The organism is Luteimonas sp. A649 (assembly GCF_054072735.1).
Map to the genome: position 1 here is coordinate 957,004 of NZ_JBSVRQ010000001.1, position 12,587 is coordinate 969,590.

Below are 12,587 nucleotides of genomic sequence, written 5' to 3' on the forward strand. Positions count from 1 at the left end.
TGCCCAGCACCAAACAGCAGTTTCCTGACGAAGATTAATGATCGGAAGACTGACTGGGGGAGGCAGCGAGGGCAGTGCCTGGGAGTGCCAGAACGGAGCAGGTTGAGCGAAGGCAGAAGGGGCCAGAACGGCTAGAAGGGTGAGGAGAATGGCCAGGATCTTCACTTTAGACCTCCATGAGAGAGCCTCAGGTGGCAGTGCTTATATGGGGAAGAATCTGATTTTCGATAATGAGATCGCACCATCAGTTCTTTCCGCGACGCCGAGGACCAACAAGTTCGCTCCCGGGGTGACTCCGCAAACGCCGTAAACATCGTTCATGGTGGCATGTGTCTGGTTCGATACGACTTCGACATCGCAGGTTGTCGTGCTTGCATCGGAAGCTGTGGGCGGCGCTACTGTCTGCACCTTCCATCCAGCCGGAGGGATTACAGCAGTGCTGCCTGCGGAAGAGATCGAAAAGAGATCTAGAGTTCCTTCAGCGTAGGAGAGATTGATTTCGCTCCAGTCTCGCGGAGCAATGTTGAACCCGCTCAGTCTCCAGGCACCTTCAATAGCATGAAGCTCAACCCGTTCACGCCAGACCATTCCGCTTTCGGTTTCGGCGTCAAAAATGACAAGAGCCGCCGATGGCGTTACGTCAACGCTTACACGCTTTCTTTGGACCGGAGCCTCAACTAGCTGCGTTCTAACCTGGTCTGCTGCTTTCCTAAAGGCCTTTAGGGAGCCGTATTGGGATCTATAAACCTCCAGCCACATGTCGTAGATGTGGCTGTCGTCTCCTCTTCCATAGAACGTGGATAGCGTTCTACTAGCCACAGCTTCGGGGTCCGGCAGCTCTACGATCTCCTTGTCCGGAGATGTGGTGAGAATTGCAAGGAACGCACCCAGAAGAACCAGCGCAAGGAAGCCGATCAGAACAAATTTGTGCACCTGATGCGTTATCCATTGCTTCGCAGAGATATCGGCGGGCAATGGCTGATTCATCTCTATTTCGAGAGTTCGTCGGCGATCTGACTCCGGAAGGTCGCGTAGGCTCCTGCTTAGGATGGCCAGTCGGCGAGTCCGAAGACCGAGCGTGAGTATCGTCGCAAGCAAGGCTACGAACGCCACGAGTCCGAGCGGCGTACGTGCTGCCTCTGGAATTGCAGCAACTAGATTTTCGAGAAGTTTCACAACGCTGTTCTCCTTCATCTGGTCTGCATGCCATCGTGAGGTCGTGTATAGGGGTGGCTATGCGTGCGGGTGCTCATGAAGCTGAGGGGTGCTTTCATGGCTCTGTCTTGCAGGTCTTCACAACGCGCTGTAATCGATAAACCCCTTGTTGACCCCCGCGATCTTCCGCGCGTCCCGCTGGAACACGCCGATGCCCTCACGCGAGCCGCCGTCGTTGGTATTGCCCTCGATCGTCGTCAGCCGACCGTTCGCGACTTCCAGCACCAGTCCGGTGTGTCCCTTCCCGCCGCCGTAATCCATCACGAACAGCTGGCCCGGCTGCACCAGGCCGGGGTCGTTGACTGCGGCCGTGTGGGTGATTCGCTTCGCCGCGCGGTTGTCCCGGGCGCGGTTCCAGTGATCGAGCACGCCAGCCGTACGCACGTGGGGATTCGCACAGCCAAGCCGCCGCGCGGCGGTGTCGAAGCAGAAGTACGTAAACGCCACGCACCAGGCGTAACTGCTGCGGCCGGGTCTCAGGCCCACAGCCTGCAGGTAGAGGTCGACCTCGGGGCCGCGGTTCGAACCCAGCGGCTTCTCGAGCACGCCGATCTGCCGGCGTGCCACGTCCAGGACGTCCCCCAGGAGGCGCGACGGCGGGCCGGCGCTTGCGGGCGTCGTGTCTTCGCCGAACATCGCGCCCCAGCTGAGGCTGCCGATCTTGCCGTCGACCACCAGCGGTTGGCCGGTGACATCGGTGTAACGGGCCTGGAACAGCTTGGCCGCGCGCTCGGTGTGGTCGCGGTCGAATGTTCCGCTGACGCGCAGTGGGCCGCAGCCGGTGAAGTTGAGCCGCTCCTGCACCAGTTTGACGATGGCGCTGTCGGCTTCGCCGAGTTTGATCACGCGTCCCGGGAAGGCCGGACGCGAGGTCCATCCCGGGGGAGGGGAGTTGAAGGACATGGTGGCTACCTCGCTTGTGTGGCCGCAGGCCCGGGCGATGCCACGGTGCGCGGGGGAATCCAGAGTTCGAAGGTATCGGGCGTGCCGAAGCCGATCGGCTGCATGCGGACGGCGTCGCCCATGGCGGCCCGGGCACGCGCCACGCAGGCCGGGCTGGAGTTGGCGGGATAGACCACGGCCGTGCGCGTCCAGACGAAGGGTGGGGCGGTGCCCCTGCGGCTGGCGGTCTCGACCACGTTGTCCACCGGCCGCGGCGGCGCGCCCAGCTCCCAGGCCAGGCGTGCGCCCTCTGCCTGCGCATAGGGAATGCTCCCGGCGTCGTAGGCGTGCAGGAACAGCCGGACGCCGTCGGCGCAGGGGGCAGGTGGTGCGGCGAGTGTGTCTGCCGGTGCGGGCGGCGGGGGCGCGGGGTCGGCCGCCGCGCCAGCCGCTGCGTCTGCTGCCCCCTGCGCCGCGGCCGCAGCGGCGTCCTCGGCATCGCGTGCGGACACCGCATCGTCGTAGGCGAAGCGCTTGTCCGCGAACCAGTAGTCGTAATACGGCTGGGGCCTGTACTTCACCAGCGGCGCCACCTTGCGGTGCAGGGCCACGCATTGCGAAGCGTCATCGGCATCCGCCAGCGAATCGCAGCGTGCAGCGAGCCGGTCGAGCACGACCTGGAAGCGGCCGTCCTCGCGCAGCGCGGAACCGTTTGCGACCTGGGCGAACTCCTCCTCCAGCAGGGCTTCCACCGGTTCGCCCTGGATCCTCTGGCTGAGCACGAGTGCCTGCTCCTCATACAGTCCTTGGGCGTCCCGCCTGGCCTCGCGGTATTGCTCGATGCCCTGCCACGCCGCTACCAGCAAGCTGAGCGACAGGCCGGCGCCCAGGGTGGCGCGTGCGGTCAGGCCGGCGCGCTTGCTGCGGTCGCTCTTGGCCACCGCCAGCGCCGACGCGGCCGACTGCTTTTCGGCGTCTTCCAGGCTCGACGTGGCGAGCTTGTCGGAGCGCACCACGGCCAGCGCGTCGGCGATCAAAGCCGGGGTGACCGCTTCGCCCATGAGCAGGCCCAACTGGTGATAGCTCTCCCACTGCGCTTCGTCGAAGAACTGGTCGCCGGTGGTCTGCTGCGGGAAGTCGGGGGCGCGGTCGGCGTAGGCGACCATGTCGAAGGGCATCGCATCCATGCGGCGCGGCTTCACCACCAGCAGGGCGCCGGTGCCGCCATCGTCGTAGCTGATCCGGCCAAGCACGAGCCACTGCTTGCCAAGCCCGGGCTGGATGGTCTCGGGCGTGCCCAGTATCTGGTCCAGCGGTTCGGGCAGGACGCCGCTGCCGGGCCTGATGAACTCGATCCTGGCGCAGTAGTCGATCTTGGCCTTGCGCACCAGGGATTCGAGGTCGGCGAACAGGTACTTCGGGTCGGCGCCGCAGTCGGCGGCCACGATGACCGGCGCGCGGCGTTTCAGCAGCGCGTGGATGCCGGTGTTGTCGAAATGCCCGCCGTCGGAGAGGTACCAGACCGGGGAGGCCAGGCCGGGGAAGCGGGCGAGCGATTCGGCTACGACCGCGGCCGGCTTGGGCGCCTTGGCGAGCAGCCAGTCCATGGGCCCCTTGGCGGCCTGTTTCACCAGCGAGGGCATCCAGTAGCCGAGGCGGATTCCCGACATGAACAACAGCGCCGCGAATCCCGTGGAGGTGCGCGAGCCCATGCCGGTGCTCGCTGCAGCGCCCGAGATGGCGATCCATTGCGACAGCTTCGCGCGTCGCGCCGTGCCGGTGTCGCCGTCCGGGAAGTTCGTTCCCAGTTCCACGCCCAGGGAACTGACCGCGATGGCCACGCCTTTGCGGTCGGCGTTGTAGAGCCCGGTGCGATCGTCCACTGACTGGTTGATGCAGCAGTTCACCAGATGGATGGGGCCGCCGTATTCGTGCGGACGGTACTCGCCGAGATCGATGTCGTCGCCCGGCACGGCTTCGGTGAGCGGCGCGATGCGGCTGGTGCGCTCGGGGCTGACCGGATCCAGCGCGCAACCGCCGAAGCGCCCGCCGCCGTCCGGACCGCAGTTGCCCGACGACACGTAGGCGCGCTCGATGCGGGCGCGGTAGAAGTTGTGCAGCGAGGCAAGGTTGAGCAGGTCGTAGCTGCGCAGGGTCGCCAGGATGTAGAGCGCGCAGACCGCGCAGACCAGGACGAAGAAGGGAAGCGGCGACCCGTCCCAGAGCTTGCTCCATTCCGCACCCGGCCCCCAGTAGGCCAGCCGTGTGGCCTCCGGGAAGATGAGCACGCTCAGCAGGGCGGTCCACAGCACGGCGAGCAGCAGACCCAGTGCGATGCCGATGATGTTGAGGATGCGCTCGAGGTTGAGACTCGGCCCCTTGCTGGTCGCCATCCAGCGTTGGAGTTCCGGCAGCACCAGCCGGCCGACCGCCGCGACCACCAGGATGGTGCCGCCGAGCCGGGTGACCGCGTGCTGGACGTCGCCGCTCCAGAACAGCCGCGTCAGTTGCCAGGTGGTCCAGTCCAACAGCAGCAGCAGGAATGCGATCGCGAGCGCCCAAAGGCCGTAGGAAAGGCGCTTGGTCCGCACCAGGCGTTGCGTCGAGGGCGGGATGCCGCGCAGTTGCTGCCTGGCGTGCGAGATGGCGGCGGTGACCGGCGCGAGCACCAGGAAGGCAAAGATGAGCTTCACCACGGCGTGCGCATCGCTTGTGGCATCCGCTTGACCCATGGTCTTCGCGGCCTCGGCGGCATCCATGCCCGCCTTGCCCGAGAAAGCGATGCATGCAGCCACGACGACGCCGATGAGCCCGGCGCTGGTCACGGTGTGCGGGTCGCGCGTGTACCAGTAGGCACAGACCTGGTGCACGCAGGCGAACAGCGGCAGGAGCAGCAGCCAGCCCCAGACGCTGGGCATGGTGCTGGCGAGCTCATGGTTCCAGAAGGTGCCGGCGTGGAAGGGCGGGAAGAGCGAGACCAGAAAGTGCGGCAGCAGCACGAGCGCTGCCATCGCAAGGACCAGGATGCCGATCTCCAGATGGGTCGATATCACGCCGCGGACGATGGACGCGGTGGCGAAGCCCAGGTCTTTCGCACCGGCGGGCGTCAGGTAGCGGCCGTTGTTGCGCAGCCACCACAGCCACATCGAATGGTCGCTGGCGACGCCTTCCTCGACCTGCGCCGCATCGGTCTGGCCGCTGTACAGGCGCCCCAGGCTGGCGCCGAGATAGCCGCCGCCGGACACCGTCGAGAGATAGTCGAAGTGCCTGAGCAGGCCCGTGCGCGCGAGGCCTCGGACCAGGCCCAGGCAGAAGGTGGCGCTGCGGATGCCACCACCCGACAGCGCCAGACCCCACGGCCCGGGCGGGTCGTTGCTGACGCCGGCCTTCTGCCTGCGTGCGTCCACATGCGCGTCAAACTCGCGGTGTGCATCTCTGCGCGCTCCGATGCCGAAGACGCGGGGATCCTGTCCTGGTTGCATGCTGGCTGGCTCAGGGTTTCACGGCATGGCGCTTCCGCGCCGGGAGGGCGGTCCGCACTGCATGGTTGAAGCGCGTGGCGAGGGCCTCGAATTGGCCTGGATCGTCTGCAGGCGGTCGAGCACGCGCACGTAGGCGTCGACCACGCGATCGAGCAGCCTCGCGTCGCGGAAGATGTCGAAGGCCGCGGCGGCGTCGATCTTCGGCGGCTTCGTGCCCGGCGCGGTGGTCCACTCGCGGAAGGCCGCGGTGAGGCGGTCGGAGAGGCAGTCGTTGCCGCCGGCACTCAGGCACACCAGGTCGAAGGGGTTGTTGGCCACGCGGTCGCCGATGCGATCGACTTCGCGTGCGCTGAAGAGGTTGGCGGCCAGCGCGCCGGGCTTGCCGATGATCATGCTGAAGCCGTTGATCCGGCGTGCGCTCTGCCGCGCAAGGTTGAGGTAGAGCGGGGTGCTGAACCAGGAATCGCCCCAGTAGAGGATGGCCGGGTGCGTCTCGAGGAATTTCTCGACGTTCCGCCGCTGCCTGCTGCCTTGGGGGCCGATCGCCTTGCGCCAGAGTTCCCAGCTGGTGACCCATGACATGTGGTCGCTCATCGCTGCCCCTCCTGGACCTCAGCCCCGGGTCCGGTATCGGGTCAACGGGCGCGCGGAAGCGGATCGGCCAGATTGCAACGAAGCTCGCCGGAACCGGGCATGCGCGGGGGGCGCCGTTGCAGACCGCCGGTATGATGGGCGGCAGACCCGACGGCGAACCCCACCATGGCCAAGGCCAACCCCCTCCAGGAACAACTTCTCAAGGCCGGACTCGTGAAGAAGTCCAAGGTCGCCGAAGTCGCGCGGCAGCAGAACAAGGCGCGCCACGGGAAGGCGCCGGTCGAGGCCAACGAGATCCAGCTGGAGGCCGAGCGCGCGCGCATCGAGAAGGCCGAGCGCGACCGTGCGCTCGAGGCGGAGCGCAAGGCGCAGGCGCGCGTCGCCGAGCTCCATGCGCAGGCGCGGCAAATCATCAAGGACAAGAAGCTGCCGATCCTTGGCGAGAGCGAGTACCGCTTCACCGCTGACGGCGCCATCCGCACGCTGCTGGTCAACGAGGAGTTGCGCAAGATGCTGGCGTCGGGGGCGGTGGTGATCGTGCGGCTGGGCCAGCGCTATGAGCTGCTGCCGCGCGCGGCGGCGGAGAAGGTGCGCGAGCGGGATGCGGACATGATCGTGCTGGATCATGGGCAGGCGGCGGGGAGTGCGCCTGAAGCGGCCACGTCCGAGGACGATGCGTACTACGCGCAGTTCCAGGTGCCGGATGATCTGGTTTGGTAAGGGGCGCCAGCTGCGATCGCATTCCTTGGAAACTCTCCAGCGCTTCCAGCCGGCTTGCGGGCAGGTCGATGATCGGGCGCTGCGGATAGTCCCCCATCCCCGTTCGATCAGCCGCCGATGCCTCTGGCTGGTCCCGCAACCGGAGGCCGTTGCGGAACCAGACCAGGGCGGTCGGAATGGCCAAGTCGAAGCCGTGCCTCAGCGGCGGTTCCGTACAACTTGCGGGTGTACAGATCAGGTGGATGTGTTCGACCGCGACCTGTCGGTGGCGATCGCCACGCTGCCGGTGCCGGTGCTGGTAGCGCGCGTGGTGGCGCCGCTGCTGCGCGAAGTGGGCGTGCGCTGGGCCGATGGCCGCCTGGCGAACGCGCGCTATCTCGTCGAGGCCTTGGGCGTTGATCGCGTGCGGGCGGTGACCGACCCGGAAGCGCTCGCGCGCATGCGACAGCGCCCACGGGCCCATCGCGTCGGAATCACGAACCCGACGCTAGCGTGAAGCCCCCGAAGGAGATCGGCATGACCGAATGGTTGTTGTCCGGGCTTGGCGAGCGCTTTCCCCGTGCGTTCTACCGCCGCCACCCGGTTGAAGTCGCCCCCGAACTGTTGAACGCGATCCTGGTGCGCGCTGATGGCCGTGCCGGTCGCATCGTCGAGGTCGAGGCCTACGCGGGCAGCGAGGACCCGGCGGCGCACTCCTTCCGCGGACGCACCGCGCGCAACGCGACGATGTTCGGCGAGCCCGGTCATCTGTACGTCTACTTCACCTATGGCCTGCACTGGGGCAGCAATGCGGTGTGTGGCGAAGTGGGCGAGGGCACCGGCGTGCTGCTGCGCGCGCTGGAGCCGCTGCACGGCCTGGACATCATGCGTCCGCTGCGCCCGAAAGCACGCCGCGATCGCGACCTGGCCAGCGGGCCCGGAAAACTGTCACAGGCGATGGGCATCACCGGCGAACTCGACGGCGCGGACCTGGTGAGCGGGGATCGCGGCATCGCCATTGTCTCGGATGGCACGCCGCCGCCCACGGCGCCTGTCATCGGGCCGCGCGTCGGCATCACGCGCGCGGTCGAGCTGCCCTGGCGCTGGCATGTGCCGGGGCATGCGCACGTCTCGGGTCCGCGGCGACGGGGCTGACCTGACCGGCGCACGACGCGAAGCTCACCGGTCCGGGCGCAGGGTGGGCGCTCCCCACTTCCCCAGGAGTCGCCGATGCGAGCACTCACCTACCAGGGCGCGCGCGATGTGCGCGTCGAGACCATGCCCGATCCTTCGCTGGTGGCCGCGGACGACATCATCCTGCGCGTCACCGCCACCGCGATCTGCGGCTCGGACCTGCACATCTACCGCGGCAAGATCCCGGCGATGGAGGATGGCGACATCCTGGGCCACGAGTTCATGGGCGTGGTGGAGGAGGCGGGACCGGCGGTCACGCGGGTGAAGGTGGGCGACCGGGTGGTGATCCCCTTCGTCATCGCCTGCGGCACGTGCTTCCACTGCCTGCTCAGCGAGTACGCCTGCTGCGAGACCACCAACACGGGGCGCGGCGCGATCATGAATGCGAAGTCGATCAAGCCGCCGGCGGCGCTGTTCGGCTACAGCCATCTGTACGGCGGCATTCCGGGTGGGCAGGCGGAGCTGGTGCGCGTGCCGCAGGGCAACGTCGGCCCGCTGGTGGTGCCCGATGTGCTGTCCGATGACCAAGTGCTGTTCCTGTCCGACATCCTGCCCACCGGTTACCAGGCCGCGATCAATGCGGGGGTGGAGCCGGGCTCTACGCTGGCGATCTTCGGCGCTGGTCCGGTCGGGCTGATGACGGCGGCCTGCGCACGCATGCTGGGCGCGGAGACGATTTTCATGATCGACGAAAACGCGCATCGCCTGGACTTCGCGCGGGCGACCTACGGGGTCATCCCGATCAACTTCGACGAGGTCGACGATCCGGCGGAGGCGATCATCGAGGCCACCGCCGGGCGCGGCGTGGATGCCACCGTCGAGGCCGTGGGATTCGAGGCCAAGGGCAGCGTCACCGAGACGGTGCTCACCAATCTCAAGCTGGAAGGCTCCAGCGGCAAGGCCATCCGCCAGTGCATCGCAGCCACGCGCCGCGGCGGCACGGTGAGCGTGCCGGGGGTGTATGCGGGCTTCATCCACGGCTTCCTGTTCGGCGACGCCTTCGACAAGGGCCTGACATTCAAGATGGGCCAGACGCACGTTCAGCGCTTCATGCCTGAGCTGCTGGAGGCGATCGGCGAAGGCCGGCTGGCGCCGGAGGTGATCATTTCGCACCGCATGAAGCTGGCCGACGCGGCCAAGGGCTACGAGATGTTCAACGCCCAGGAAGATGACTGCAGGAAGATCGTCCTGACGCCCTGACGGGCCCGGAAAATTCACGTGCGGTAGACGGATTTCGCGCGATTTTTCACCCGGGCCTATCGCCCTGCGGCGTAGCGTCCACCGCTCCCCCAACCACCGAGGCAATCCCCCATGGCTGTCAAAACGATGGAAGAACTTTTCGTCCACGAGCTTTCGGACATCTACAGTGCCGAGAAGCAGATGAGCAAGGCGCTGCCGCGACTGGCGAAGAACTCCGAGTCCGAGAAGCTCGCTGGTGCATTCGAGGCCCATCTGGAGGAAACGCTGGGCCAGATCGAGCGGATCGACCAGGTCGCCGAGATGCTGGGCATCAAGCTCAAGCGCATCAAGTGCGCGGCCATGGAGGGCCTGGTCGAAGAGAGCAAGGAGACCATCGACGAAGTCGAAGCCGGCCCCGTGCGCGATGCCGCGCTGATCGGCGGCGCGCAGAAGGCCGAGCACTACGAGATCGCCGCCTACGGCACGCTGTGCGCGTTGGCGAAGCAGCTGGGCTACACGGACGCGATCCCGCTGCTGCAGGCGACGCTGGAGGAAGAGAAGGCGACCGACGAGAAGCTCACGATGATCGCCGAAGGTGGTGGCAACCAGAAGGCCGCGAAACAGGCGGCCTGAGCTGGCGCTGTTGCAGGAGCAGCTATGGCTGCTCCTGCAGGGTCAGTCCTTCGCCCAGCGCGCCAGGTTTTGCTTGATGCGTCCGATGTCGGCCCACGGATCCTTGCGCCGGCGCTTCAGCGTGGCGGGGACGTCGCGGATGGTGAAGGCGTCCGCGCGCTTGAGCTTGCCCAGGCTCTCCCACGTGATCGGCATCGCCACAGGCGCGCCATCGCGCGCGCGCAGCGAATACGAGGCCACCGCGGTCGCGCCGCGGCCGTTGCGCAGGTAGTCGATGAAGATGCGCTTGTTGCGGCGGCTCTTGGTGGCGGTCGCGACGAAGCGGTCTGGCTGCGAGTTCGCCAGCGTGTCGGCGAAGCCGTGCGCGAAGCGTTTGGTCAGGTCCCAGTCGCAGCCGGGGTTCAAGGGCACCACCACGTGCAGGCCCTTGCCGCCGGTGACGCGCAGGAATGACTCCAGCTCCATCTGCTGCAGCAGCTTGCGGATGTCGCGCGCTGCCTGCTTCACCTCGGCGAAGGGCACATCGGGGCCGGGATCTAGGTCGAACACGACGCGGTCGGCGACGTCCGGATTGGCCGCATGCGAACCCCAGGGATGGAATTCCAGCGAGTTGAACTGCACCAGTTCGAGGAGGCTGGCTTCGTCTTCGACCACCAGGTAGTACGCGTTGGTGCCGCTTTCCTCCTTCAGCCGCACCGACGACACCAGTTCGAGGCCGGCGGTGTGGTGCTTCTGGAAGAAGCAGGCCTTCGCCGTGCCGGAGGGGCAGCGGATGATCGACAGCGGGCGGCCGATGATTTCCGGCAGCAGGTGGTCCATGACGGCGGTGTAGTAGTCGAAGACGTCCTGCTTGGTGGCGCGGATGTCGGGGAAGAGGATCTTGGTGGGGCTGGTGAGGGTGGGGGGGTCGCGCTTGGCGGCTGTCTTGGGGGTGTTCTTGCTGCTCGTGTCCTTGGTGGTCTTGCCTGGCTTGGCGGTGGCTTTGGTGGTCGATCTGGATTTGGGCATTTTGGCGGTACCAATCGCAGCTATAGCTGCTCCCACAGGAATGGTTGCTCCCACAGGGGAGGGGGTAGTGGGGGAGGAATCGCTGTCGGCGAGGTCGGCGATGTCCTTGTCGCGGCGGACGGCCTTGAGGGAGGGCTGGCGCAGGAGCTGCTGGCGGCCGATGCCGCGGTAGAAGACTTCGACCACGAAACGCGGTGCGAACCAGGTGGCGCTGCGCAGGTCGGTGTCCTGCGTGGGGACGTAGGCGCTGGGGGTCTTGCTGCCGCCCTTGCCGAGCATCTTCGTGACTTCGGCCATCAGCGCGTCGGTGAAGCCGCTGCCCACGCGACCGACATAGAGCCAGCCGTGCTTGGGATCGGGCTTCGCCAGCAGCAGCGAACCGAATCCAGCGCGGCTGCCCTTGGGCGCGGTGTAGCCGACCACCGCGAACTCGTCGCTGGCCAGCAGTTTGGTCTTGCGCCAGTCGTCGCTGCGGCCGCCGTGGTAGGGGCGGTCCATCCGCTTGGAGATGATGCCTTCGAAACGGGTGTCTCCGGCGAGCTTGAACGCGGCGTCGCCATCGCCTGCGATGTGCGAGCTGTAGGCGAGGTGGCCGGGCACGCCTGCAAGCAGCTCCTGCAGCAGGGCCTTGCGTTCGATCAGCGGTGCGGCGGCCACGTCGACGCCATCGATATGCAGCAGGTCGAACAGCGCCAGTGCGAGCGTGCCCTGGCGCTCGCCGGACAGGGTGGCCTGCAGGAGGTTGAAGTCCTCCTTGCTGCCGCTGCCGGCGATGAGTTCACCGTCCAGCGCGCCGGACTCCAGGCCCAGCGCCGCGATGGCGTCGCGGATTTCAGGAATCCTGTCTGTCCACTCGAGCGCGTTGCGCGACCACAGCTGCACCTGGCCGCCGGCAATCGTGGCGAGGATGCGGTAGCCGTCCCACTTCAGTTCGTGCAGCCACTGCTCGCCCTTGGGCGGGGATTTGCCGAGCTTGGCCAGCTGCGGTTCGAAGGGGCCGGTGGGTGCCTTGCCGCGACGGGCGCCGGTCAGGGCCATCGCTTTCTTCGCCCAGTCCTTGCGCCGGCGGCGGCCGGGTGCGGGGGCGGTGGTGAGCTTCTTCTTGACCGACTTGCCGGCGCCGGCACGCTTGAGGTCGGCCGCGGGCGGCGCGGCGACGTCGGCCAGCAGGTCATCGGCCTCGAGCGTGCCCGCATAGGCGTCCTTGTCCTTGAACAGCAGCCACTGCGGCTGGCGCGCGGGCTTGCCGGAGCGCACCAGGTGCCAGCCACCCTTGAGCTTGCCGCCGAACAGTTCGAAGCGCAGGTGTCCCTTCGCCAGCTGCGCTTCCGGGTCGCCGTCGGTGGACCAGACGCCGTGGTCGAAGCGCGCGACGTGGCCGCCGCCGTATTGGCCTTTGGGGATCTCGCCCTCGAAGGCGGCGTAGTCGACCGGGTGGTCTTCGACCTCGACCGCCATCCGCTTTACCGACGGGTCGTAGCTCGGTCCCTTCGGTACCGCCCAGCTCTTGAGGGCGTCACCGACCTGGAGGCGGAAATCGTAGTGGCGGCGGCTGGCGTGGTGCAACTGCACGACGAAGATCGCGCGACGGCCGCGTGGCAGCGGTTTGCCCGGCTCCGGTTCGCGGGTCCGGTCGAAGCTGCGCTTGCGCCGGTAGTCGACGAGGCTCATGCGCGCAATGTGTGGCTGCCGCCGTGGTGC

Annotated in this window: 10 protein-coding genes; 5 read left to right on the plus strand and 5 right to left on the minus strand. The window is 67.0% G+C overall.

Features of this window, described 5'->3' with window-relative positions; genetic code table 11:
* Nucleotides 1–201 precede the first annotated feature (201 nt).
* The 4 genes from ACW5E8_RS04550 to ACW5E8_RS04565 form a co-directional block, all read right to left on the minus strand.
* Nucleotides 202–1,194, minus strand: a complete 993-nt coding sequence (locus ACW5E8_RS04550; protein WP_456964292.1) for a hypothetical protein — start codon at nt 1,192–1,194, stop codon at nt 202–204.
* A gap of 99 nt (nt 1,195–1,293) precedes the next feature.
* Nucleotides 1,294–2,118, minus strand: coding sequence for a CHAP domain-containing protein (locus tag ACW5E8_RS04555; protein ID WP_456964293.1), 825 nt, complete (start codon nt 2,116–2,118; stop codon nt 1,294–1,296).
* A gap of 5 nt (nt 2,119–2,123) precedes the next feature.
* Nucleotides 2,124–5,504: a patatin-like phospholipase family protein gene (locus ACW5E8_RS04560; RefSeq protein ID WP_456964294.1), complete on the minus strand. Its 3,381-nt coding sequence runs from the start codon at nt 5,502–5,504 to the stop codon at nt 2,124–2,126.
* Between the two features lie 93 nt (nt 5,505–5,597).
* The gene (locus ACW5E8_RS04565) at nt 5,598–6,173 is read right to left on the minus strand and encodes a hypothetical protein (RefSeq protein WP_456964295.1); all 576 of its coding nucleotides are present in this window, start codon (nt 6,171–6,173) and stop codon (nt 5,598–5,600) included.
* Nucleotides 6,174–6,338: 165 nt separating this feature from the next.
* On the opposite strand from ACW5E8_RS04565, the gene ACW5E8_RS04570 reads away from it, so the two are divergent.
* The 5 genes from ACW5E8_RS04570 to ACW5E8_RS04590 all read left to right on the plus strand — a co-directional run bounded on the left by ACW5E8_RS04570 (nt 6,339) and on the right by ACW5E8_RS04590 (nt 9,878).
* Complete coding sequence (locus tag ACW5E8_RS04570; RefSeq protein WP_456964296.1) at nt 6,339–6,893, plus strand: DUF2058 domain-containing protein; 555 nt, start codon at nt 6,339–6,341, stop codon at nt 6,891–6,893.
* A gap of 238 nt (nt 6,894–7,131) precedes the next feature.
* Nucleotides 7,132–7,389 carry a hypothetical protein gene (locus ACW5E8_RS04575; protein WP_456964297.1) on the plus strand — a complete coding sequence of 86 codons (258 nt, stop codon included), beginning with the start codon at nt 7,132–7,134 and terminating at the stop codon, nt 7,387–7,389.
* 20 nt (nt 7,390–7,409) lie between these two features.
* A complete protein-coding gene (locus ACW5E8_RS04580) occupies nt 7,410–8,027 on the plus strand; it encodes a DNA-3-methyladenine glycosylase (protein WP_456964298.1) in 618 nt (205 codons plus the stop codon).
* A 75-nt stretch (nt 8,028–8,102) separates the two neighbouring features.
* The gene (locus tag ACW5E8_RS04585; RefSeq protein WP_456964299.1) at nt 8,103–9,266 is read left to right on the plus strand and encodes a zinc-dependent alcohol dehydrogenase; all 1,164 of its coding nucleotides are present in this window, start codon (nt 8,103–8,105) and stop codon (nt 9,264–9,266) included.
* Nucleotides 9,267–9,377: 111 nt separating this feature from the next.
* The gene (locus ACW5E8_RS04590) at nt 9,378–9,878 is read left to right on the plus strand and encodes a YciE/YciF ferroxidase family protein (RefSeq protein ID WP_456964300.1); all 501 of its coding nucleotides are present in this window, start codon (nt 9,378–9,380) and stop codon (nt 9,876–9,878) included.
* 42 nt (nt 9,879–9,920) lie between these two features.
* Here the strand turns inward: ACW5E8_RS04590 and ligD are convergent, their stop codons facing one another.
* Entirely contained in the window at nt 9,921–12,557 is a 2,637-nt protein-coding gene (gene ligD, locus ACW5E8_RS04595) for a DNA ligase D (protein ID WP_456964301.1), read from the minus strand.
* Between the last annotated feature and the right edge of the window lie 30 nt (nt 12,558–12,587).

Coding starts and splice junctions, on each gene's coding strand:
- ACW5E8_RS04550 (WP_456964292.1), bottom strand. CDS start 1,194: ATGAAGGAGAACAGCGTTGTGAAACTTCTCGAAAATCTAGTTGCTGCA.
- ACW5E8_RS04580 (WP_456964298.1), top strand. CDS start 7,410: ATGACCGAATGGTTGTTGTCCGGGCTTGGCGAGCGCTTTCCCCGTGCG.
- ACW5E8_RS04565 (WP_456964295.1), bottom strand. CDS start 6,173: ATGAGCGACCACATGTCATGGGTCACCAGCTGGGAACTCTGGCGCAAG.
- ACW5E8_RS04585 (WP_456964299.1), top strand. CDS start 8,103: ATGCGAGCACTCACCTACCAGGGCGCGCGCGATGTGCGCGTCGAGACC.
- ACW5E8_RS04570 (WP_456964296.1), top strand. CDS start 6,339: ATGGCCAAGGCCAACCCCCTCCAGGAACAACTTCTCAAGGCCGGACTC.
- ACW5E8_RS04590 (WP_456964300.1), top strand. CDS start 9,378: ATGGCTGTCAAAACGATGGAAGAACTTTTCGTCCACGAGCTTTCGGAC.
- ACW5E8_RS04555 (WP_456964293.1), bottom strand. CDS start 2,118: ATGTCCTTCAACTCCCCTCCCCCGGGATGGACCTCGCGTCCGGCCTTC.
- ligD (WP_456964301.1), bottom strand. CDS start 12,557: ATGAGCCTCGTCGACTACCGGCGCAAGCGCAGCTTCGACCGGACCCGC.